General features: G+C 37.0%; 21 protein-coding genes. 10 read left to right on the plus strand and 11 right to left on the minus strand.

What is annotated here, in order from left to right; all coding sequences use genetic code 11:
* Positions 1–41 precede the first annotated feature (41 nt).
* A complete protein-coding gene (locus tag REI64_RS08310; protein ID WP_308849648.1) occupies positions 42–2,414 on the plus strand; it encodes a hypothetical protein in 2,373 nt (790 codons plus the stop codon).
* 37 nt (positions 2,415–2,451) lie between these two features.
* On the opposite strand, the gene REI64_RS08315 is transcribed toward REI64_RS08310, so the two are convergent.
* Positions 2,452–2,637 (minus strand): CsbD family protein, encoded by a 186-nt coding sequence (locus tag REI64_RS08315; RefSeq protein ID WP_308849649.1) that lies wholly within the window; start codon positions 2,635–2,637, stop codon positions 2,452–2,454.
* 117 nt (positions 2,638–2,754) lie between these two features.
* A complete protein-coding gene (acs, locus tag REI64_RS08320; RefSeq protein ID WP_308849650.1) occupies positions 2,755–4,647 on the minus strand; it encodes an acetate--CoA ligase in 1,893 nt (630 codons plus the stop codon).
* 750 nt (positions 4,648–5,397) lie between these two features.
* Here acs and rpmB point away from each other — a divergent pair.
* From rpmB to REI64_RS08365, 9 genes are all read left to right on the plus strand, one after another.
* Positions 5,398–5,631, plus strand: coding sequence for a 50S ribosomal protein L28 (rpmB, locus tag REI64_RS08325; RefSeq protein ID WP_097132999.1), 234 nt, complete (start codon positions 5,398–5,400; stop codon positions 5,629–5,631).
* Positions 5,632–5,671: 40 nt separating this feature from the next.
* The gene (gene rpmG, locus REI64_RS08330; RefSeq protein WP_107216618.1) at positions 5,672–5,854 is read left to right on the plus strand and encodes a 50S ribosomal protein L33; all 183 of its coding nucleotides are present in this window, start codon (positions 5,672–5,674) and stop codon (positions 5,852–5,854) included.
* A gap of 84 nt (positions 5,855–5,938) precedes the next feature.
* Positions 5,939–6,103: a DUF4295 domain-containing protein gene (locus REI64_RS08335; RefSeq protein WP_308849651.1), complete on the plus strand. Its 165-nt coding sequence runs from the start codon at positions 5,939–5,941 to the stop codon at positions 6,101–6,103.
* Positions 6,104–6,180: 77 nt separating this feature from the next.
* Positions 6,181–7,143, plus strand: a complete 963-nt coding sequence (ftsY, locus tag REI64_RS08340) for a signal recognition particle-docking protein FtsY (protein WP_308849652.1) — start codon at positions 6,181–6,183, stop codon at positions 7,141–7,143.
* 74 nt (positions 7,144–7,217) lie between these two features.
* On the plus strand, positions 7,218–7,601 hold the full coding sequence (locus tag REI64_RS08345) for a GxxExxY protein (protein ID WP_308849653.1): 384 nt from the start codon (positions 7,218–7,220) through the stop codon (positions 7,599–7,601).
* A 55-nt stretch (positions 7,602–7,656) separates the two neighbouring features.
* Positions 7,657–8,982, plus strand: coding sequence for a 30S ribosomal protein S12 methylthiotransferase RimO (gene rimO / locus REI64_RS08350; protein ID WP_308849654.1), 1,326 nt, complete (start codon positions 7,657–7,659; stop codon positions 8,980–8,982).
* A gap of 138 nt (positions 8,983–9,120) precedes the next feature.
* The gene (gene bshC / locus REI64_RS08355; protein WP_308849655.1) at positions 9,121–10,707 is read left to right on the plus strand and encodes a bacillithiol biosynthesis cysteine-adding enzyme BshC; all 1,587 of its coding nucleotides are present in this window, start codon (positions 9,121–9,123) and stop codon (positions 10,705–10,707) included.
* A 210-nt stretch (positions 10,708–10,917) separates the two neighbouring features.
* Positions 10,918–11,997: an Ldh family oxidoreductase gene (locus REI64_RS08360; protein ID WP_308849656.1), complete on the plus strand. Its 1,080-nt coding sequence runs from the start codon at positions 10,918–10,920 to the stop codon at positions 11,995–11,997.
* A 52-nt stretch (positions 11,998–12,049) separates the two neighbouring features.
* Entirely contained in the window at positions 12,050–12,286 is a 237-nt protein-coding gene (locus REI64_RS08365) for a hypothetical protein (protein WP_308849657.1), read from the plus strand.
* Positions 12,287–12,292: 6 nt separating this feature from the next.
* On the opposite strand, the gene REI64_RS08370 is transcribed toward REI64_RS08365, so the two are convergent.
* From REI64_RS08370 to hemB, 9 genes are all read right to left on the minus strand, one after another.
* Positions 12,293–13,426 carry a hypothetical protein gene (locus REI64_RS08370; RefSeq protein ID WP_308849658.1) on the minus strand — a complete coding sequence of 378 codons (1,134 nt, stop codon included), beginning with the start codon at positions 13,424–13,426 and terminating at the stop codon, positions 12,293–12,295.
* A 101-nt stretch (positions 13,427–13,527) separates the two neighbouring features.
* The gene (hemJ, locus tag REI64_RS08375) at positions 13,528–14,076 is read right to left on the minus strand and encodes a protoporphyrinogen oxidase HemJ (protein ID WP_308849659.1); all 549 of its coding nucleotides are present in this window, start codon (positions 14,074–14,076) and stop codon (positions 13,528–13,530) included.
* A 30-nt stretch (positions 14,077–14,106) separates the two neighbouring features.
* Complete coding sequence (gene hemE / locus REI64_RS08380) at positions 14,107–15,132, minus strand: uroporphyrinogen decarboxylase (RefSeq protein WP_308849660.1); 1,026 nt, start codon at positions 15,130–15,132, stop codon at positions 14,107–14,109.
* A 4-nt stretch (positions 15,133–15,136) separates the two neighbouring features.
* Positions 15,137–15,658 (minus strand): hypothetical protein, encoded by a 522-nt coding sequence (locus tag REI64_RS08385; protein WP_308849661.1) that lies wholly within the window; start codon positions 15,656–15,658, stop codon positions 15,137–15,139.
* Complete coding sequence (locus REI64_RS08390; RefSeq protein WP_308849662.1) at positions 15,658–16,362, minus strand: response regulator transcription factor; 705 nt, start codon at positions 16,360–16,362, stop codon at positions 15,658–15,660. The genes REI64_RS08385 and REI64_RS08390 overlap by 1 nt, the downstream gene beginning before the upstream one ends.
* Before the next feature lies 1 nt (position 16,363).
* Positions 16,364–17,230: a HAMP domain-containing sensor histidine kinase gene (locus REI64_RS08395; RefSeq protein ID WP_308849663.1), complete on the minus strand. Its 867-nt coding sequence runs from the start codon at positions 17,228–17,230 to the stop codon at positions 16,364–16,366.
* A 106-nt stretch (positions 17,231–17,336) separates the two neighbouring features.
* Positions 17,337–18,098, minus strand: a complete 762-nt coding sequence (locus tag REI64_RS08400) for a hypothetical protein (RefSeq protein ID WP_308849664.1) — start codon at positions 18,096–18,098, stop codon at positions 17,337–17,339.
* A 349-nt stretch (positions 18,099–18,447) separates the two neighbouring features.
* Positions 18,448–19,749 carry a glutamate-1-semialdehyde 2,1-aminomutase gene (gene hemL, locus REI64_RS08405; protein WP_308849665.1) on the minus strand — a complete coding sequence of 434 codons (1,302 nt, stop codon included), beginning with the start codon at positions 19,747–19,749 and terminating at the stop codon, positions 18,448–18,450.
* A 95-nt stretch (positions 19,750–19,844) separates the two neighbouring features.
* A complete protein-coding gene (hemB, locus tag REI64_RS08410; RefSeq protein ID WP_308849666.1) occupies positions 19,845–20,813 on the minus strand; it encodes a porphobilinogen synthase in 969 nt (322 codons plus the stop codon).
* Positions 20,814–20,996 lie beyond the last annotated feature (183 nt).

Raw genomic sequence — 20,996 nt, forward strand, 5'->3', positions numbered from 1 at the left:
CTATCTTAGCTATATCAGTAAAATCTCTCCAAATTAACCGTATGCGCATATTCCTTCTCGTTGCCATCTTACTCTTTTTCGGTGGAAAATTGATAGCTCAAGATCCTATGGCAAGCAAAATAGCTACTTACGGACAGGGAAAAGCAGACGACTTTTTGTTTATACACTATGACAAAAACGTATACGCAAATAATGAGATGATTTATTTTACAGGATATCTGATTTCGCCAAATATTGCAGACCATAAAGTTTTATCGGTAGCTTTAATTAGAGATGCCGACAGTTTGGTAATACAAGAGCGTAAGTTTTTAATGGAGAGCGGGATTTCATTTGGCAGTTTAATAATTCCCGACAGTGTGTTAGTTGGCAATTATCATTTACTGGCCTATACCAATTTACTTTTAAATGGTAACCCAATGGCGATATTTAAACAGCCCATCACCATAAAAAGTGGCTTAGAACCAAATTACAAAGCTTCTTTGAAGATAGTAAAACCTGCAACAGCAATACAAAGCAACAATAGCGTACTCCTGTCGGTAACTTCTAACGACAATAGATTTCTACCCAAGCCAACCAGTGTAACTTATAGTTATAACGGAAAAACTCATCAAACTAAAACCGATGGCTTTGGACAAGTAGCCTTGCAACTTCCTATTTTAAAAAACGGAGATCAAAACCTGAAAATTAAGCTTAAGTACGAAAAAGATAGCAGCTTTATGAACATTGTGCTACCAAAGTCTAAATACAAGGCTTCGGTAAAGTTTTATCCAGAAGGGGGAAATATAATTGATGGTTTAGTTAACAACATTGCTTGGGAAGTTAAGGATGAGCGAAATGCACCGATGCCTTTGAAAGCCATTCTTTACGAAAATGGTTTTGGCATAGATACCCTAGAAACAAACAGTTACGGAATTGGTAAATTTAGGTTTTTACCAGCTAGCCAAAAAGAATATCATTTAAGATTGGTTCACTCCGAGTTAATAGACAGCAACTATTTTCTGCCTAAAACACTACAAGACGGTATTGCTTTAGAGGTGCGCAATGCCTTATCTTCAGACACGCTAAATTTTGTTTTGAGGACAACTAAACCGCAAAACGTATTTGTTAGACTTCATAATTTTAGAGAAAGCTTTGTTTATGCACCAGTAGAGTTAACTAATCATCAACAAAATATCAAAATGCCTATAAATTTTAAAGGGCTTGCCACTTTAACGGTCACAGATAGTTTAAATCGCCCGTTGGCAGAAAGAATGATATTTTGCAATTATGATGATACGAAGGCATTAATTGTTGCAACTGATCAAGAAAATTACCAAAAGAGAAAAAAAGTTGAGCTAAAAATCAACCTAGAAGATATCGAACAGGAAGCAATTGTTTCTATTGCCTGCGTACAAGAAAACAGAATAGAGCAGGGAAAAATGAATGATATCCAAAGTTATTACTACCTGCACAACCAGCTTGAACAGCTACCCGCAAGTATTTCTGGAAACGCTTTGTTAAATAGCGCATACGTGAAAGATATACTTTTAGTGAAAGGTTGGCGAAAGTATTCGTGGGCAGAATTGTCGAATATGAAAGCTCCTACGAAATTAAAGATTGATAGCCTAGTTCTTAGTGGCACGATTGTGAAAAGCAACAACAAACCAATTAACAAAAGTGTATCAATTACAAGTTTAGGAAATAACAACATTGCTTTCATAAACACTGATGTGACAGGAAATTTCGACGTATCGCTTCCAGCAACATTAACTCCTTTTGATAAGAAACTATACTTATTTATCACAGAAAACAATAGATTAAATTACCAAATAAACCTTAATGACGGATACTCAAACCTAAACAAGCGATTAGCAAAGTCATCATTTTCTTCTGTTTTTCAACTACCTTCTACACTTGTAAATTCAGAAGAGCTAAAATTAACTTCAAAAGAAAAAGTGTTGCAACTTAGGGAGGTGGTTATCACCAAAGGGAAGGACGCCTTGTTTTCAGGAAAGTATGGTGCTAACGCCTGTGGAGATTACGTTTGCCTTTATAATATCTTAAATTGCCGAAACCACCCAGGAGATTCGAACAACACGCAGCCAATTCCAGGGCGACAATATATGTTAGACGGTGTAAAAATAACTTATCAGAAATGTTCAACAGAAGATGAAAAAATCGGCTACACGATGATCAATGGTCTATCTATGCATAAAGAATTTTATGTAGATAGCTACCAACAACCAGAGGAACCTGCCTATTTTTCTACCCTTTACTGGAATTATGCAATAGGAATTAGCAAAGGACAGACCTCCACAATCGAATTTTATACAGGAGATATTACTAGTAGATTTAAAATTATTGTGCAAGGAATGAGCAAAAAAGATCTGATTTATCAAGAGCATAGCTTTAATGTAACAGACGATAAAAAATAGCGTAAATGAAAAGGGCCTCAAAATTGAAGCCCTTTTTTTATAATGATTTAATCCATTTCACTAATTCGTCCCTACCTTTTCCAGTTTTTTGCTGAAGTCTACCTAAAAGCTCATCATCTTTTCCCTCCTCATACTTCAAATCGTCATCTGTTAAATCGGCGTAAGCCTGCTTAACTTTCCCCTTAACTTCGTTCCACATTCCTTTTAATTCTAACTTATCCATGATTAAATGTTTTAAATATTTAATTGATTTAATTATAGAGTTAACAATAAAGACTTCATATGGTTTGAAATAAAAAAAGCCAGCAAACGCCGGCTTTGAAACTAATTGAATAAATACTTATGCCTTAGCTGCTTCAATAATTTCCTCTACTACTGCTGGATCTAACAAAGTTGAAATATCACCTAAGTTTGAGGTTTCACCTTCGGCAATTTTCCTCAAAATTCTACGCATAATTTTACCAGATCTTGTTTTTGGCAAACCAGTTACAAACAAGATCTTATCTGGTTTTGCAATAGCACCAATAACTCTAGTAACTGTTTGTAGAATATCCTTTTTGGTTAATTCTGCATCTTGATGATGGTTAGGATAAATAATAAACGCATAAATACCTTGTCCTTTCACATCATGAGGGTAACCCACTACCGCACTTTCTACCACACCAGCGTGCATATTGATCGCATTTTCTACCTCGGCAGTACCAATTCTATGTCCAGAAACATTCAATACATCATCTACCCTACCTGTAATTCTATAGTAGCCATCTTCATCTCTTAAACATCCATCGCCAGTAAAATACATTCCCGGATAGGTAGAGAAATAAGTTTGCTTGCAACGTTCATGATCACCATAAGTGGTACGCAACATACCCGGCCAAGGGAATTTGATACAAAGGTTTCCACTCACATCATTGCCTTCAATTTCCACACCGTTTTCATCTACCAAAACAGGCTGTATGCCCGGCAATGGTAAAGTAGCGTAGCTAGGTTTAGTTTTGGTTACCGTAGCAATTGGCGAAATCATGATACCGCCGGTTTCTGTTTGCCACCAAGTATCTACAATTGGTGCGTTACCATGACCAATCTTCTCATCAAACCAATGCCAAGCTTCTTCGTTAATAGGCTCTCCTACCGAACCTAATACTCTCAACGAACTTAAATCTTTTCCCTCCAAAGGTTCGTCGCCGAAGCCCATTAAAGATCTAATAGCCGTTGGTGCTGTATAAAGTGTGTTTACTTTATGCTTTTCTACGATATCCCAAAAACGAGATGGAGTTGGATAAGTTGGAACTCCTTCGAAAATTAACGAGGTAGCACCTTGTGAAAGCGGGCCGTAAACAATGTAAGAGTGACCGGTAATCCAACCAATATCTGCGGTACAGAAATAAACTTCATCCGGTTGGTAATTGAATACATTACTAAAGGTATAGCCTGCGTAGACCATATATCCACCGCAAGTGTGTACTACGCCTTTTGGTTTTCCGGTAGAGCCAGAAGTGTAAAGGATGAACAACAAATCTTCTGCATCCATTTCTTCTGCTTCGCAAACTGCATTAACGTGCTTCACTTCATCTTCCCACCATACATCTCTACCTTTTAGCATACTTACTGGAGTTCGTACATGTGTAAGTACAATTACTTTCTCTACCGTTGGGCAGCCAATAAGTGCATCGTCAATTACGTCTTTCAAAGGAATAGGTTTTGCACCACGATAAACGCCGTCTGCAGTAACGACCAACTTACATTTCGAATCGTTAATTCTATCAGCAATAGATTTGGCAGAAAAACCACCGAAAATCACTGAATGCACCGCCCCGATACGAGCACAAGCTAAAACAGCAATGGCCAATTCTGGTACCATTGGCATATATATACAAATACGATCGCCTTTTTGCGCACCGTTTCTTTTTAAAACGTTAGCAAAACGACAAACGGCTTCGTGCAACATCTTATAAGTTAAGGTTACACTGTCTTGATCTGGATTATTTGGTTCCCACACAATTGCAGGTTTATCTGCATTATGTTCTAAGTGTCTGTCTAAACAGTTTTCTGTAATGTTAAGCTTAGCGCCTTCAAACCATTTAATTTCAGGCTCTTCAAAATTCCATGAAAGAACTTTGTACCAAGGTTTTTTCCATTGAAAATTCTGGGCTACTTCGCCCCAAAACTGCTCTGGGTTTTCAATACTTTTTTTGTAGCTTTCTTCATACTGCTCAAAAGATTTGATCTGCATAGTATATTTATAATAGGTTTTGGATTTGTTCGATTGCTAAATTAAGTAATTAAATACTATAAAAACATCAAAATCGTCTCAATTTTATAAACAGCCTATCAATAAACACCCTTTCAAATTTCATTTTTATCAATTGTAAAATACTGATTAAACTGTTGTCCATTTAGCCACAGATGTAAAGATTTTTATTGCTTTTAAACAAAATTGAATCAAAACACTATCACTAGATTACGGATTTTGGTTCCAAAAACTTCAATTCCCCAAACTTCTATCCGTAGTTTATCTGTGTATCTGCTACTAAATTATTCCAAATGCACAACAGGTTGGTAATGAAAAAGCCCCAAAAATTTGGGGCTAACATGGAGCTTATAACTTAGTTATATATCTTAGAAGCTGTTAAATTTCAGTAAAACTTTTTACTTGTTGGTCTGAGCTTGTCGAAGACTACTTGATGAAGAATGTTTCGACGAGCTCAACATGACACCTATATTTTTTGCAAAGGAAATTTAAACAGCTTCTTATAATTTACGCTTTAGTAAAAGTTTTATAATCACACAAAAATAATTGACTTTGCAATTAACTGAAATACCTAGAAGTTAGTATTTTGGCAAAAACTAGCACATTAAAAAAGGACAAACAAAATATCTCAAAATATTTTCGCAACGCACTTGATGATTAGAAAAATTATTCTGATATTTGCAGGCTCTTAAAAAGAATTAAGCGACGAATAACAAATAACAAAATAAAGTCATGTCAAGAGTTTGTGATTTAACAGGAAAAACCGCGATGAAAGGACATAACGTTTCTCACTCAAACGTTAAAACCAAGCGCAAGTTTTATCCTAACCTACAACTTCAGAAATTTTATATCCCTGAAGAAGATCGTTGGATAACACTAAAAGTATCTACTTCGGCTATTAAAACCATCAATAAAATTGGTGTTTCTGAGGCGATTAATCGTTTCATGAAAAAAGGATATTTGTAAAAAAACATTTGCCGTACCTACGGCATAAATAAATAAAGAAATGGCAAAAAAAGGTAACAGAGTTCAAGTTATTTTAGAATGCACAGAGCATAAAACAAGTGGTATGCCTGGTATGTCTAGATATATTTCTACTAAAAACCGTAAGAACACTACAGAGCGTTTAGAGTTGAAAAAATACAACCCGGTTTTAAAGAAAGTAACCGTACACAAGGAGATTAAATAATTTTGAAGGGGTAAATGATTGAATTATAGAATCGAAATTCAGTCATTCTTAATTCACTCACTCAATCATTAAATTTAAAAAAACATGGCAAAGAAAGTAGTTGCAACCCTTAAAACAGGTACAGGTAAAGAATATTCAAAAGTGATCACAATGATTAAGTCGCCTAAAACTGGCGCTTATTCATTCAAAGAATCAATCGTTCACAACGATCACGTTAAAGATGCTATTGCTGCTGCAAACAGCAAATAACAATATTTTAGAATAGCTTAAGAGCCGTTCCGTACTAACGGAATGGCTTTTTTATTTTATAAAACCGAGATAAAATTATGGGTTTATTCGATTTTTTCAAAAAGAAAGAAACCGCCCCTGAAGCTCAGGAAGCACTAGACAAAGGTCTAGAAAAAACCAAGGAAGGTTTTTTCAGTAAGCTAACTAAAGCCGTTGCCGGAAAATCTACCGTAGATGATGACGTATTGGATAATCTGGAGGAAGTGCTGGTAACTTCTGACGTAGGTGTAACTACCACCTTAAAAATCATCGAAAGAATTCAGGAGCGTGTAGCAAGAGATAAATACCTTTCTACTTCTGAACTTAATGGATTATTAAGAGATGAAATTCAGTTGCTGTTGGCAGAAAACAACAGCAATGATTTCAGAAATTTCGAATATGGCGACCATAAACCTTATGTAATTATGGTAGTGGGCGTAAATGGTGTTGGCAAAACTACTACCATCGGCAAACTTGCGCATAAACTGAAAAAAGAAGGCTTAAATGTTGTACTTGGCGCTGCTGATACTTTCCGTGCTGCCGCTGTTGACCAGATCAAACTTTGGGGAGAACGTGTTGGTGTACGTGTGGTTGCACAGGCTATGGGATCAGACCCTGCTTCGGTAGCTTTCGACACTTTACAGTCTGCAGTTGCCAATAAAGAGGATGTGGTAATTATTGATACCGCTGGTCGTTTACACAACAAAGTTGGATTGATGAACGAATTGGGTAAAATCAAAAATGTAATGCAAAAGATTATACCTAATGCGCCACATGAGATTTTATTAGTGCTGGATGGTTCTACTGGTCAGAACGCTTTTGAGCAGTGCAAACAATTTACAGAAGCTACAGATGTAAATGCTTTGGCCATTACAAAATTAGACGGTACAGCTAAAGGCGGTGTGGTAATCGGCATTTCTGATCAATTCAAAATTCCAGTTAAATATATTGGTGTTGGAGAAAAAATGGACGATTTGCAGTTGTTCGATAAGAAAGAGTTTGTGAATAGTTTATTTAAATAGGCTGAGATTTCATAGATTTTAGGTTTCACTGAAGTGGATGATTACACAGATTTTAGGATTACACAGATATAATGATGGAAGCTAAAGACCTTGAAAATTATGATGATTTAACCAGAAAAATAATTGGCTGTTGTTTTGATGTTCATAATACACTTGGTCCAGGCTTTCTTGAGAAAATTTATGTAAATGCTTTAAAAATAAAACTCCAGCAAAAAGGTTTATCATTTGAAGCTGAGAAAGAATTTATTGTAGAATTCGAAAATGTAGTTATTGGCAAATTTAGATGTGATTTATTAATAGAGAACAAAGTGATTGTAGAACTGAAATCTGTTACTGGATACCAGCCTAAATTATTTCAAAACCAACTTATATCCTACTTAAGAGCAAGCAAAATAAAAACAGGACTTCTTATCAATTTTGGAAACACCAGCTGTGAAATTAAGCGCCTATCAGTATAATCAAGTAAAAATCGGTGTAATCCCAAAATCTGTGTAATCATCCCGAAGGAAAAAAATGAAAGTAAAAAAAGAAAAATCATTATATCAACCAAAGATTAACGTAATTACCTTAGGCTGTTCTAAAAACACTTACGATAGCGAGGTGTTAATGGGACAATTGAAAGGCAACAATCTTAACGTTGAACACGAGTCGAACAAGTTAGGGAAAGATGATATTGTAGTAATTAATACCTGTGGTTTCATTGATAATGCCAAACAAGAATCTATCGATACCATTTTACAATATAGCCAGTTAAAAGAAGAAGGTAAAGTTGGAAAAGTGATCGTTACCGGCTGCCTTTCTGAGCGTTACAAACCAGATTTAGAAGCTGAAATTACTAATGTTGATGCTTTTTTCGGAACTAACGATCTACAAAATATATTACATTCTTTAGGTGCTAACTATAAGCATGAGCTAATTGGCGAACGTTTGTTAACCACGCCATCTCATTTTGCTTATTTCAAAATTGCTGAAGGCTGTAACCGTCCATGTTCTTTTTGTGCTATCCCGCTAATGCGTGGAAAACACGTTTCTAGGGATATGAACGAGTTAGTAAACGAAGCTAAAATACTAGCTGCTAACGGTACTAAAGAACTGATTTTAATTGCACAAGATTTAACCTATTACGGGTTGGATTTGTATGGAAAGAGAAATTTAGATGAACTTTTACGCCGTTTATCAGATGTAAATGGCATTGAGTGGATCAGGTTACAGTACGCCTACCCTGCAGGTTTCCCTATGGAGGTTTTAGATGCCATGAACGAGCGTGAGAATATTTGTAAGTATCTAGATATGCCATTGCAGCACATCACAGACAATATGCTGAAATCAATGCGCCGTGGTACTACAAAGCAAAAAACTATTGACATCGTTAACGAAATTAGAGCTAAGGTTCCAAATATCGCTATGCGTACCACTTTAATTTGTGGTTACCCAGGTGAAACGGAAAGTGATTTCGAGGAAATGTACCAATGGGTTGCCGATACTCGTTTTGACCGCTTAGGCTGTTTCACTTATTCTCACGAAGAAAAAACACACGCTTACGATTTAGTAGATGATGTTCCTGAAGAAGTGAAACAAGAACGTGTGGATGCCATTATGGAGTTGCAACAAGGTATCTCTTACGAAATCAACCAAGAAAAAGTGGGCAACACTTACAAGGTACTGGTAGATAGAAAAGAAGGTGATTTCTTTATCGGACGTACCGAATTTGACAGTCCAGAAGTTGATAATGAAGTGTTAATTGATGCAAATTCAGGTTATGCAGCTATCGGAAGCTTTGTAAATGTAAAAGTAGACAGAGCTGAAGATTTCGATTTGTATGGACAGATTGTGAAATAGAATTCAAAGCATAGTATATTAAAAAGGTTGGGTTAAATAATTCGACCTTTTTTCGTTTTAACAACAGCCAAACATTGATAAAGTGTAAAATAAACCGAATGACTACTCTTGTTTCAAAATTTAATTTAATTTCGAAATGTGAAGGCTAAATACATTTCTTATCAGGATACACATTCGTTCTCAAAACTGGTTTTAGACTACGTGAACGATGTAGATTTTCTCAAATCTTTCTATAGTTACAGGCCCGATTTAGGCGGTTTAAAAAAAGCTGTAGATGCGCATCAATTTACTGGCGATAGAAAGATTTTAGTAGCAGCTTTACGAAAACAATACTCTAATATTAAGGTTAACCAGGCAGTAAGTGCAAATATTGATTTACTTGCTGCCGACAATACTTATACCGTTACCACCGGACATCAATTGAACCTTTTTACCGGCCCACTATATTTCATTTACAAGATTGTAACTACTATTAATTTAGCGCTGGAGCTGAAAATAGCTTATCCAGAGCAAAACTTCGTCCCTGTTTATTGGATGGCTACCGAAGATCACGATTTTGAGGAAATCAACCACGTGAGTGTAGATGAAAAGAATATCAGCTGGATACAACAAACCAATGGTGCTACCGGCAGACTAAGTACAAAAACTGTCGCTGCTGCAGTGCAAGCTTATAAAGGATATTTAGGCATCAGTGAAAACGGAAAAAAACTAGCTAGACTTGTAGAAAAAGCCTACTTAGAAAATGAAAACCTAGCCGATGCCACACGAGTGTTGGTTAACAGTTTGTTTGAGCAGTACGGTTTGGTCATTATCAACGCCGATGATACAGCATTGAAAGCACAGTTTGCAAATATTATTAAAAGTGATATTACCGAACAAAATAGTGCTCGACTAACGGAAGAAACCAGCAAAACTTTAGAAGAAAGTGGTTATAAATCTCAGGTAAACGGAAGAGATATTAACTTCTTTTACTTGAAGGAAAATCTTCGTGAGCGGATCATAAAAGAAGATGGTTTATATACGGTTAATCATACAGAAATCAAATTTACAGAAGCAGAAATACTGACGGAAATAGAACAGCACCCTGAAAGATTTAGTCCAAATGTAATTATGCGACCACTGTACCAAGAGGTGATTTTACCTAACATAGCTTACATTGGTGGTGGTGCCGAAGTTTCCTACTGGATGCAATTAAAAGCCAATTTCGATTTCTACAATGTGAGCTTTCCAGTACTCTTATTACGCAACTCAGCTTTAGTAATTGATAAGCGAAGCTTCGCCAACCTCCATAAACTAGGCTTTAATTTTGAAGATATTTTTCTTTCTACCGAAGCTTTACAGGAAAAGTGGATAGAAACCAACAGCAATGCAACACTTCATCTAAATGATGAAAAAGCAAACATCAAAGCTGTTTTCGACAAGATCAAATTAAATGCATTTAAGATTGATAAAACTTTAGAAGTATCCGCCGATGCGGTATTGACCAAAACGGAAAAACTGATAGATAAACTAGAGAAGAAGTTTTTTAGAGCCGAGAAAAGAAATCACGAAGTGTCTATTACACAAATTGAAAATCTGAAAAAGCGTTTGTTTCCTGGGGGAACCCTACAAGAACGTGTAGCTAATTTAGCACCAATGTATGTAGATTATGGCGATGATTTTATTTCATCATTAATAGAAAACTTTGAACCACTAGGCGGAGATTTCACCTTGATACTTGCATAAAAATGATTGAATGACTGAATTTTGAATGAATAAATGAGTAAATGATTGAATAAACCACAAAGACACGAAGAACACAAAGCAGTTTTCAGTTGGCAACTTGCAGTTTACAACTTTAAAACATTTCAACCTCCCAAAAGTTACTCAGTTTTCAATTAACCGATTAAACACTTAACCGATTAACCACACTTCCAACAATAAAACAATTCAACCATGTTCATCACTTTTACCGAAGAAAAATTAAGAACCTTTACTTTCAACGTTTTTAAGAAAATGGGCTGTTCTAATGAGCATGCTACTTTAGCAACCGATGTTTTGGTTCGTTCGGATTTAAGAGGAATTGATTCACATGGTGTGGCCAGATTGAGCGGCTATTATCGCCTTTGGGAGAAAAATAGAATTAATGCTACACCAAATGTTAGGATAGTACACGAAACGCCAACTACTGCAACTGTAGACGGCGATGCGGGCTTAGGTTTAGTTGTTGCTCCTTTCGCGATGAAAATCGCCATTGAAAAAGCGGAGAAATATGGCAGCGGTTGGGTTTCAGTGAAAAATTCAAATCACTTCGGCATTGCTGGCTACCACGCTTTAATGGCTGTAGAAAAAGACATGATTGGTATCAGTATGACCAATGCTAGTCCACTGGTTGCCCCTACTTATGCAAATGAACGTTTGTTGGGTACCAACCCAATGTGTTACGCTTTTCCGGCAGGCAAATACCCCGCAGTTGTAGTTGATATGGCCACTGCAGCCGCAGCTAATGGTAAGTTAGAAATTGCTCAAAGAGCTAATGCTGAAATTCCAGATGGTTGGGTACAAGATAAAGATGGTAATGGTTCTATTAATGCAAGCGAACTAAAAGCTGGAGGTTCATTACTTCCGCTGGGTAGCGATAAAGACCACGGCAGCCACAAAGGCTATGGCTTAGGGGCAACGGTAGATATTTTATCGGCTGTACTTTCTGGCGCAAATTACGGACCTTGGGTTCCTCCTTTTGTGGCATTTTTAGAGCCAGATCCCAATCCGGTAGGAGAAGGAATTGGGCACTTTTTAGGCGCTATGCGTGTAGATGGCTTCCGCCCTGCACAAGACTTCAAAGATCATTTAGATAATTGGATTGAGCGTTTTAAAAGTGCAAAAACAGTTGATGAGCGCAAGAAAGTAATCATTCCAGGCGAACCAGAATATCAGTTTGAAAACGAACGTAAAATTTCGGGTATTCCGTTAATTGATGTAGTGGTAAATGATCTGAATAATTTAGCTGAGAAAATTGGGGTAGAAGCTTTGTAAATACCTAGAAGTACGGAGACAATGGTAGTTATATTTTCATAGCTTTGGTAAAATGAAAGATAACATTCTCTTTGTTGTGGCCCTTGTCTTTGCCCTCTGGTTTGCAGCGACAGCATATATCTGGATTTATTGGGCAGCGTTGATTATCTCCTACCCTATTGGCATTGCCAGCTTCTTCATTTGGCGTTTTATCAAAAAAGATGGAAAAAAACGTAATAAGATAATTCCTATTTTACTAATTGCAGGCCTAACTTTATCTCTAGGAATATTAATATTTTTCACTAGATAACGTAAGTTATTTCTTCAGCTTAAATAAACGAAAATTCTCCCTATAGGTAAGAAAAAAAGACTGATTAAATTGTAAGTTTTTCTCAGCGTTATCCAAATCGAAATGAGGTTCAAAACGAACATCTAAAAACAAGTTTGGCAATAACTCCCGTTGATATTGATACCTCAGCATTAAAATTCGACGCTTATCAGCTGTGAAACCGAAGTTATTTAAGTTTTCAGAGACTGATTGATATAATGGCATTCCTTTGATAGTGATGAATTGATTGCCCTGCCAATATGAAGCGGCCAAATTACCCCAGCGTGTATCTGCTCCGGCGTTAAGCCACAAGCCAAACCCTCCTCTATAAGCTCTGGTTTTGGTAGGAGAATTATCTTTATAAGCCGCTATATAATTATTGGTATACACTTGCTTTATATGATAGCCAATATTTTTGCTCAATGTAAAACCACTGGCGGCATTCAACAAAGTTGACAAAGGAATTTCGTTCAAAACATCTATCTGTCCACCAGTATGGTAAATTAAAGCTTGCGCAGGAATACTGAGCTTCCATCCGTTGCTTTTAACTAAAGTGATATCTGATGTGAAACCACCAGCAATTCTCTCTTTGGCCGCATCACTACGATAAATCATCTTCTCCCAAGCAATCCAAGCATCTAAACTGAATTTCTCTTTATCTATTAATAGTTGTGTGCCGTACTCAACTGGCGTAGTTATTTTACGTTCGAAGTTATAGAGTGGATCAATGTAATTGTGTTGGATATTTCCCTCTAAACTCCCGAAAACCAAAGTCAAATCTTTCTTGCTATACTTCACATTGAACAAAGGTTTGGCATCATATAAACCTCTTTCATTGCCAAAATCTTTTCTTAAATAAGCTCCCGCAGTAATGGCTAAATTTGGATGTGCATAGTAAGTAACTTGTGGTTCTATTTGTGTGCCATACAGCGTATATCCATCATGAAAATCATTAGAATATTCATAATTTCTAACATAGTTGAAGTTGTAGAAATTAAGATGTATCTCATGGGTTAAGCTATCCGCAGGGCGAATTCGATTGTACAAATAGTTATTATTTAGCTGGGCTTGAGCCAAATGAACAAAATTGAAGAATAGAGCTGCGAGTAAATATTTTTTCATTAGAGATTGCTTTCCCGAAACAGTCGGGGTAAACTGTGCCTCGCAATGACGTTGCCATTAACGTCATTGCGAGGAGGAACGACGCGGCAATCTTTTAAATCTTATCCACCTTTCTTCTCCCTATGCTTCTTATACAATTTCACCGCCATCATGATTATTGCAGAGAAAATAATTAGGCCGATTAGACCGTACACCCAATTCACGGCACTTTTTAAAATCACGGTAAATACAATCGCCACCAATAAAATCGTCGCTACTTCATTCCACAAACGCAACTGGTTAGATGTCCATTTGGAAGTGCCATTACGAAGCTTTTTCATCACATTTTGGCAAATGAAATGGTAAATCAGCAAAAGCAAAACAAAAGCCAACTTAACGTGCATCCAAGGCGTTAGTAATAGTGTTGGAACTAGATACAGCATCAAAGATCCTGCTACCACGGTTAATATCATAGCTGGTGTTGCAATGATGCTCCACAGCCTGGCGGTAATTTTAGCATATTCCGTAGTCAAGATAGATCTATCAGGCTCTGGTTTATTGTTAGCTTCGGTGTGGTAAATGAACAAGCGAACGCCATAAAATAAACCGGCCATCCAGCTTACCATAAACACTATATGTGTTGCCTTAATATAAAAATAATATGCTTCCATAAAAAATCCCCATTCGGGGATTAAAATTAGTTAATACTTAAACTCTTTCACTACTTCGATAGCATATTTTACATTATCGAAAGGAATATCCGGCATAATGCCATGACCTAAGTTGAAAATAAATCCATTCTCGCCACGCATACGCTCAAATAATTTATGGATTTGTGCTTTAATTACAGGTTGATTTGCATACAAAATATGTGGGTCTAAGTTACCTTGAACAGCGATACCAACAGGCAATGCTTTTTTAATATTCAACAAATCAGCATTCCAATCTACAGAAATTACATCTGGTTTTGCTTCTGCCATAATTGGTGCAAAAACAGAACTTCCTTTACAGAAAGAAATTACCGGAATGTTTGTTCTATTTAAACCAGCAATAATCTGTTGGTTGTATTGGTGCGAAAACTCTTGATAATCGTTCCAAGATAAGGCTAAAGCCCAACTATCAAATAATTGCAAGGCATTAACGCCAGCCTCAATTTGAAGGTTCAAATAATCGGTAGTTACCTTAGCAATTTTAGCCAAAAGCTTGTGTGCTAACTCAGGGTGATTATGAATTAAAAGCTTGGTTAACTTGAAATCTTTCGAAGAACCACCTTCTACCAAGTAGCTCATTACCGTAAAAGGTGCACCGGCAAAACCAATTAACGGGATACTGCCATTTAAACGTTGTTGAATTACTTTAATCGCATCAGCAACATATTGTAATTTATCCAGACAATCAGTAGCCAAAGCATCAATATCAGCTTCGTTACGTACTGGATTAGCGAACTTCGGTCCAACTCCTTGGGTAAAGCTCAAATCTCCGCCCATTGCCTCGCCTGTTACCAAAATATCAGAGAACAAAATCGCGGCATCAATACCTAACAAATCTACAGGTAACATGGTTACATCGGCAGCAATTTCTGGGGTTTTGCACATCTCTAAAAAAGAGTACTTGTTTTTGATTTCCCAGTATTGTGGCATAAACCTACCGGCTTGTCTCATCATCCATACCGGTGGGCGTTCTGTTTGTTTTGAAAATGCTGCGTCTAAAAATAAATTGTTCTCCATGTTTCTAATTCGCCAGTTTATTGGCCTCTTTCTCTATATTTGATATAATTTCTATTGCTCTTGATGATGTTGCAAGCTCTTTAGCTTTTCCTGTATAAGCCAATACCCGTTCCACATCCCGTTTTCGGAGCGCTAAGTTAGCTAAATGGATCAACACATAAGCTTTATCGTTTTTTCCGCCCAAGGGAAAGCGGCTCGCCAACTGAAAATGAAACTCAGCTTTTTCATAATCTTCACGTTTTAATGCGATGTTGGCACGCATAAACTCGTAAAACCCACGTCTGCTTTTTGATAAATGATCAGGATTTTCTACCTCGTCCAGCATTTTTTCTGCTCTTTCGTAATCAGAATTTTTGAAATGCTTAGACGCTAAAAGTACCGAGCCATGTTTAAAATGGCTCCACAAAATAAAGGCAGCTAACATCCCAGAAATTGACGCCAGCTGGTATTGTTGAATATACAAACTTACCAGCGCTGAAACAGCGAAAATCGCTATTAAGATATATCTGCCTGCCTTATTGTACATTAGTGAATATCGGTAAATTTATAACCTACTCCTCTAATGGAGTGGAAATAAACTGGATTTTTTTGATCTGGTTCAAAATACTTACGGAACGTTAAAATGAAGTTATCGATAGTTCTGGTAGATGGATATACGTCGTAGTTCCACACTGTTTCCAAGATTTGCTCACGAGAAACTGCCTCGTTTTTACGCTCAATCAACAATTTCAACAACATGGTTTCCTTTTTGGTTAAAGGCACTACGGTACCATCATCTTGTTTCAATTCAAAAGAGTTGAAGTAGATAGTTTTATCTCCAATTTTGTAAGAATTTAGTTCTTTTAAATCGTCTGATTTTAAGCTGCGTTTCACTAAGATACCCACACGTAAAATCAGTTCTTCAAGATTGAAAGGCTTTACCAAATAATCATCGGCACCTTTCTTCAAGCCCATTACCCTGTCTTCGCTGGTATTTTTAGCGGTTAAGAACAAAATAGGCACTTCTGTATTTTCTAAACGAATAGTTTCACAAACTTGGAAACCATCCATTTCTGGCAACATTACATCTAAAACTACTAAGTTAAAGCGCTCTTCCTTAAATACTTTTAATGCTGTTTTCCCGTCTTTAACGGCATGAACTTTATAACCTTCTAATTCGAGGTTTAATTTGATGGCGTCTAACAAATGATCTTCGTCTTCAACCAATAATACTCTTAATTTTTGTGACATATTAATTAAATGTTACTTCAAAAATTGCACCGTGAGGTACGTTATCTTTAACGCTAATATCGGCGTCGTGGTTTTGTAATACTTCCTTAACAATAAATAAGCCAAGTCCAGTACCTTTACTTTTACGCACATTTTCATCGCCCACACGGTAAAATTTATCGAAAATATGCATCTTTTCGCTATCGGGAATGCCCAAACCCTTGTCTGAAACCACTAATTTCGGCTTACCGTCATTTTGGCACAGCTCTACTGTAATTTCGGCACACGGTCCAGAATACTTCACTGCATTTTCTACCAAATTCGTCACCACAGATGACAATGCAAACTGGTCGCCTTCAATTTCAATATTATCTTCAATTTTTGTAGAGATAATTTGCTCGCAACCACAAGAATGAACCTGCAACCTATCGGTAATTCTAGCAACCAAATCCGAGAAATTGAATTTCTCCTTCGGAAAAGAATAAGTTCTGCTCTCAATTTTAGTGGCTAATAGCATATTCTCCACTAAATCATCTAACCGTTCCACATCTTTCAACGAGTTTCTGATTAACGTAGTGCGCTGTTCTTTATCTAACTCTCTGCGCACAATGGTTTGTAGCGAGAGTTTTATTGCTGCCAAAGGCGACTTCAACTCATGCGTAATCGACATCAAAAAGTTTTGCTGTTGTTCTTTCAAACGATGTTCTTTTTTGATGGATGCATGAATGAAATACGCACCGATACCTAAAAGAAAGAGGAAAACTGCACCTTCGCCCATAATCATCGGCATACGGCTGGCATCAATTTTTACTACTAAAGCACCCCAGCTAATCAGCTGACCTAATGCGTAGAACAGTAAAACGTAAAATATGATTATGGATTTCTTCATTTCACAGCTTTTATTTATGCCAAAAATAGCTTAATGTTCATTAAAACATATTGAATGAATGCAATAACTTTTTTCACGTACACTTAATATTCAGCTAAGTTAAACTCTATTTACAAGAGTATTTATATATAACCGGATTAACGCTGTTATTTGTGTAAACCTTCTCGACATTACCATTGAAATCGTATGCATATTTATATGTAAAATTAGGCCCTGACATTGGATTTACAGCATCATAAATCATGCTTGATAAGAGGTTTTTAGATTGTTTACCAAAAAACTTTAACAAAGCTCTATCAATCGCTATATTGCTATCTTCATCCATAAAGTTCGAAGGTCTTAAATCCGATCCGTATTCAAATGTGCTAACGAACGGACTAGTGTATGTAGGGGTATTAGGATAGGTAACTGAAGTTTCACGTCTGATCATGTTTTCATTACTCCAGATATACTTGGTCGAATGAGTTACAACGAGATCACCATTTCTACTAAAACGATCATCTCGATCTTCTATTAAATTGCCTTGGATATTATAGATAAAGCTACGTATAAAATTACTACCATCAGTCATCTTCACTATCCTTTTATTCGCATCAAGCTGATAAATTTGGGTATAGTTTTTAGTACTAACTTCTATTGTAGAAACATTATATGTATACAAAAACATGTGGTGTTGATTTTTGAAAACCGTGACTTCGCCTCTTTCATTGTAAACAAAGGTCTCCAAATCTCCGCTTCTACTTACTTCAGACAACAAACAATTTATTGATGTTTTTTCTTCTGGACTGAATGCTTTTTTAGAGCAAGACAAAGCCAATAGCATTATACTCAAGAAGAAAATTAAAACTAGTTTTTTATTTTCAAGCATTATCACAAAACAATCAGTAAGCAGACTAATAAAGATATCTATTTATCAAGCAAAATTGAACTTTTTAAAAACATTTTTCTACCGTGCTTCGGTTAGGCTAGTCCCGCTTTTCGTTACTCCCGATGAAACTTGTGAAACAAGCAAGCATGCAATTGAAAAGAACAAACTGCTATGCTTAAATCGGGATCCACTTCAATCGGGTTTAGTTAACGACCACCCCCCTCTCTCCCGAATGCTCGGGGTCTCCGTTCCTATTACCGTCATTGCGAGCTTTGCGAAGCAATCTTACAACACCTAAAAAGAATGGAGCTTTAAGATTGCTTCGCAAAGCTCGCAATGACGACCATTATTAATTAGCGTATACAACCTCCAAAGCCTCAAATATCGCTTGCTTCGCTTTATCTAACTCTACCTGCGTATGTGCTGCACTCACAAAACCAACCTCATATCCCGATGGGCCAAAGTAAATACCTCTGTTCAACAACTCACGGTGCATGATTTTAAATTTATCCATACTAGTTGGATCAATAGCTTCAGCGGTTTTAATATCTTCAGTTGTAAATGCAAACCAAAAAATAGAACCAACAGTAAATATCTTCAACTCATAACCTTTATCAGCAATATGAGTTTTCAAATCATTCACAAAAGCTTGTGCTTTGGCATTCAATTCTTCGTAAAAACCCTCGCTACTTAATATCGTTAAAGCTGCAATTCCCGCAGCCATTGCCACCGGATTACCAGACAATGTACCTGCTTGGTAAACGCCGCCATCAGGAGAAATGTGCGCCATAATCTCGTTAGAAGCGCCATACATTCCCACCGGCAAACCACCACCAATAATTTTTCCGTAAGTAACAATATCAGGCTTGATGCCGTAATAAGCTGCCGCACCCTCAAAACCTACCCTAAAGCCAGTGATTACCTCATCAAAAATCAACAAAGCACCATTTGCAGTACAAGTTCCACTTAAAAACTCAACATAGTCTTTGTCTTGAATTAGCAAGCCATTATTAGCTGGAATACCTTCAATAATTACCGCAGCAACATCATCTTTAAATTGAGCAAATGCTTCTGTAATCGCTTGCTTGTCGTTCAATGCAATCACAATAGTTTCATCTGCAAATGCCTTAGGCACACCTGCCGATGAAGTTTCACCAAAAGTTACCAAACCAGAACCTGCTTTAACTAAAAGCGAATCGCTATGACCGTGGTAACAACCTTCGAACTTGATGATTTTATTTCTGCCAGTATAACCTCTTGCCAAACGAATGGCCGACATTACCGCCTCGGTTCCAGAACTGGTGAAACGAATTTTCTCTACAAAACGATTGTTTTTGATAATCAGTTCTGCCAACTCATTTTCCAACGCAGTCGGTGCGCCGAAGCTCATCCCATTTTGCATTACTTCGGTTACTTTCTCTCTAATTTTGGCGTTGTTATGCCCTAAAATCAATGGTCCCCAACTGGCACAAAAATCAATGAATTGGTTACCATCGGCATCCCAAATGTATGACCCATCGCCTTTTTGAATAAACAATGGTGTACCGTAAACAGATTTAAAAGCACGTACTGGCGAATTTACGCCACCAGGAAAATAAGTTTTCGATTTCTCGTATAGTTCTGCCGATTTGGCTCTTGATATGTCTTGCATTTATTTTAGGGTTTAGGGTTTAGGGTTTAGGGTTTAGGGTTTAGGGTTTTAAGCGCAAAACAAACCTTACGCCTTATACCTATTGCCTTACACCTCTAAAGCCATTTATTCTCTACAATATCTCTAATGTGGTAAGTGGTAATGATGCTGGCTCCTGCTCTGGCAAAAGCATACATTGTTTCCATTACAACTTTTTGTTCGTCTATCCAGCCTTTTTCTGCGGCTGCTTTGATCATCGAGTATTCTCCCGATACGTTATAAACAGCAATTGGCAATTTGGTATTTTGTTTCAACCTAGCAATTACATCCAAATAAGCTAAGCCCGGTTTTACCATCAGCACATCTGCACCTTCTGCTTCGTCTAACAAAGCTTCTCTCAAAGCCTCATCTGGGTTGCGAAAATCCATTTGGTAAGCTTTTCTATCGCCTTTGCTTGGCGCACAATCTGCCGCTTCTCTAAACGGACCATAATAAGCCGAAGCAAATTTTGTGGCATGGCTCATTACCGCTACATTTTCAAAACCGTTACTATCTAATTTTTCACGGATTGCAGCCACTCTGCCATCCATCATATCTGAAGGCGCTAACATATCTGCACCAGCTTCTGAATGTGTCAAGGCCATTTTCGCAATCAATTCTACGCTCAGATCATTTTGAATGTAGTCGTTGTGCATAATACCGCAGTGACCATGATTAGTGTAAGAACACACACAAACATCAGTAACCACATACAAATCATCCCCAAATTGCTTTTTCAGTTCTCTTACCGAAACGGGCACTAACGAATTGCTGTCATAAGCAGATTTTGCATCTTCACTCTTTTCATCGCCCACACCAAACAGCATAATTTTATTGACACCTAAACTCAATCCTTTCTCCACATCCTTCAACAAAGTATCTGTAGAAAAATGACTGATACCCGGCATTGCATCTATTGGATGAACAACATTATTTCCCGGTACCACGAAATATGGATAAACAAACATATCCTTCGATAATTTCGTTTCAGCAACCATTTCTCTTACAATGGGATTTTTTCTTAGCCTACGTGGTCTATGTATCATAGTATTGTGATATGAGTATAGCGTATTGAGACGCTAATTTATATTTTCTTCTTTCTTGGAAAGCACCTGCTCTGCAATAAATTAATTCAGTCCCGCTATTCGTTATATCTTTTTGTTGTCACTGCCTTTCCATTTCTGTCATGCTGAGTTTATCGAAGCATCTAATTTAAAACCAATCCTTCG

This window comes from Pedobacter sp. (assembly GCF_031119335.1).
Taxonomy (GTDB): domain Bacteria; phylum Bacteroidota; class Bacteroidia; order Sphingobacteriales; family Sphingobacteriaceae; genus Pedobacter.

What these genes read in the sequence shown, in the direction of transcription:
- REI64_RS08310 (WP_308849648.1), top strand. Translation starts at nt 42, where the DNA reads ATGCGCATATTCCTTCTCGTTGCCATCTTACTCTTTTTCGGTGGAAAA.
- REI64_RS08315 (WP_308849649.1), bottom strand. Translation starts at nt 2,637, where the DNA reads ATGGATAAGTTAGAATTAAAAGGAATGTGGAACGAAGTTAAGGGGAAA.
- acs (WP_308849650.1), bottom strand. Translation starts at nt 4,647, where the DNA reads ATGCAGATCAAATCTTTTGAGCAGTATGAAGAAAGCTACAAAAAAAGT.
- rpmB (WP_097132999.1), top strand. Translation starts at nt 5,398, where the DNA reads ATGTCAAGAGTTTGTGATTTAACAGGAAAAACCGCGATGAAAGGACAT.
- rpmG (WP_107216618.1), top strand. Translation starts at nt 5,672, where the DNA reads ATGGCAAAAAAAGGTAACAGAGTTCAAGTTATTTTAGAATGCACAGAG.
- REI64_RS08335 (WP_308849651.1), top strand. Translation starts at nt 5,939, where the DNA reads ATGGCAAAGAAAGTAGTTGCAACCCTTAAAACAGGTACAGGTAAAGAA.
- ftsY (WP_308849652.1), top strand. Translation starts at nt 6,181, where the DNA reads ATGGGTTTATTCGATTTTTTCAAAAAGAAAGAAACCGCCCCTGAAGCT.
- REI64_RS08345 (WP_308849653.1), top strand. Translation starts at nt 7,218, where the DNA reads ATGGAAGCTAAAGACCTTGAAAATTATGATGATTTAACCAGAAAAATA.
- rimO (WP_308849654.1), top strand. Translation starts at nt 7,657, where the DNA reads ATGAAAGTAAAAAAAGAAAAATCATTATATCAACCAAAGATTAACGTA.
- REI64_RS08360 (WP_308849656.1), top strand. Translation starts at nt 10,918, where the DNA reads ATGTTCATCACTTTTACCGAAGAAAAATTAAGAACCTTTACTTTCAAC.
- REI64_RS08365 (WP_308849657.1), top strand. Translation starts at nt 12,050, where the DNA reads ATGAAAGATAACATTCTCTTTGTTGTGGCCCTTGTCTTTGCCCTCTGG.
- REI64_RS08370 (WP_308849658.1), bottom strand. Translation starts at nt 13,426, where the DNA reads ATGAAAAAATATTTACTCGCAGCTCTATTCTTCAATTTTGTTCATTTG.
- hemJ (WP_308849659.1), bottom strand. Translation starts at nt 14,076, where the DNA reads ATGGAAGCATATTATTTTTATATTAAGGCAACACATATAGTGTTTATG.
- hemE (WP_308849660.1), bottom strand. Translation starts at nt 15,132, where the DNA reads ATGGAGAACAATTTATTTTTAGACGCAGCATTTTCAAAACAAACAGAA.
- REI64_RS08385 (WP_308849661.1), bottom strand. Translation starts at nt 15,658, where the DNA reads ATGTACAATAAGGCAGGCAGATATATCTTAATAGCGATTTTCGCTGTT.
- REI64_RS08390 (WP_308849662.1), bottom strand. Translation starts at nt 16,362, where the DNA reads ATGTCACAAAAATTAAGAGTATTATTGGTTGAAGACGAAGATCATTTG.
- REI64_RS08395 (WP_308849663.1), bottom strand. Translation starts at nt 17,230, where the DNA reads ATGAAGAAATCCATAATCATATTTTACGTTTTACTGTTCTACGCATTA.
- REI64_RS08400 (WP_308849664.1), bottom strand. Translation starts at nt 18,098, where the DNA reads ATGCTTGAAAATAAAAAACTAGTTTTAATTTTCTTCTTGAGTATAATG.
- hemL (WP_308849665.1), bottom strand. Translation starts at nt 19,749, where the DNA reads ATGCAAGACATATCAAGAGCCAAATCGGCAGAACTATACGAGAAATCG.
- hemB (WP_308849666.1), bottom strand. Translation starts at nt 20,813, where the DNA reads ATGATACATAGACCACGTAGGCTAAGAAAAAATCCCATTGTAAGAGAA.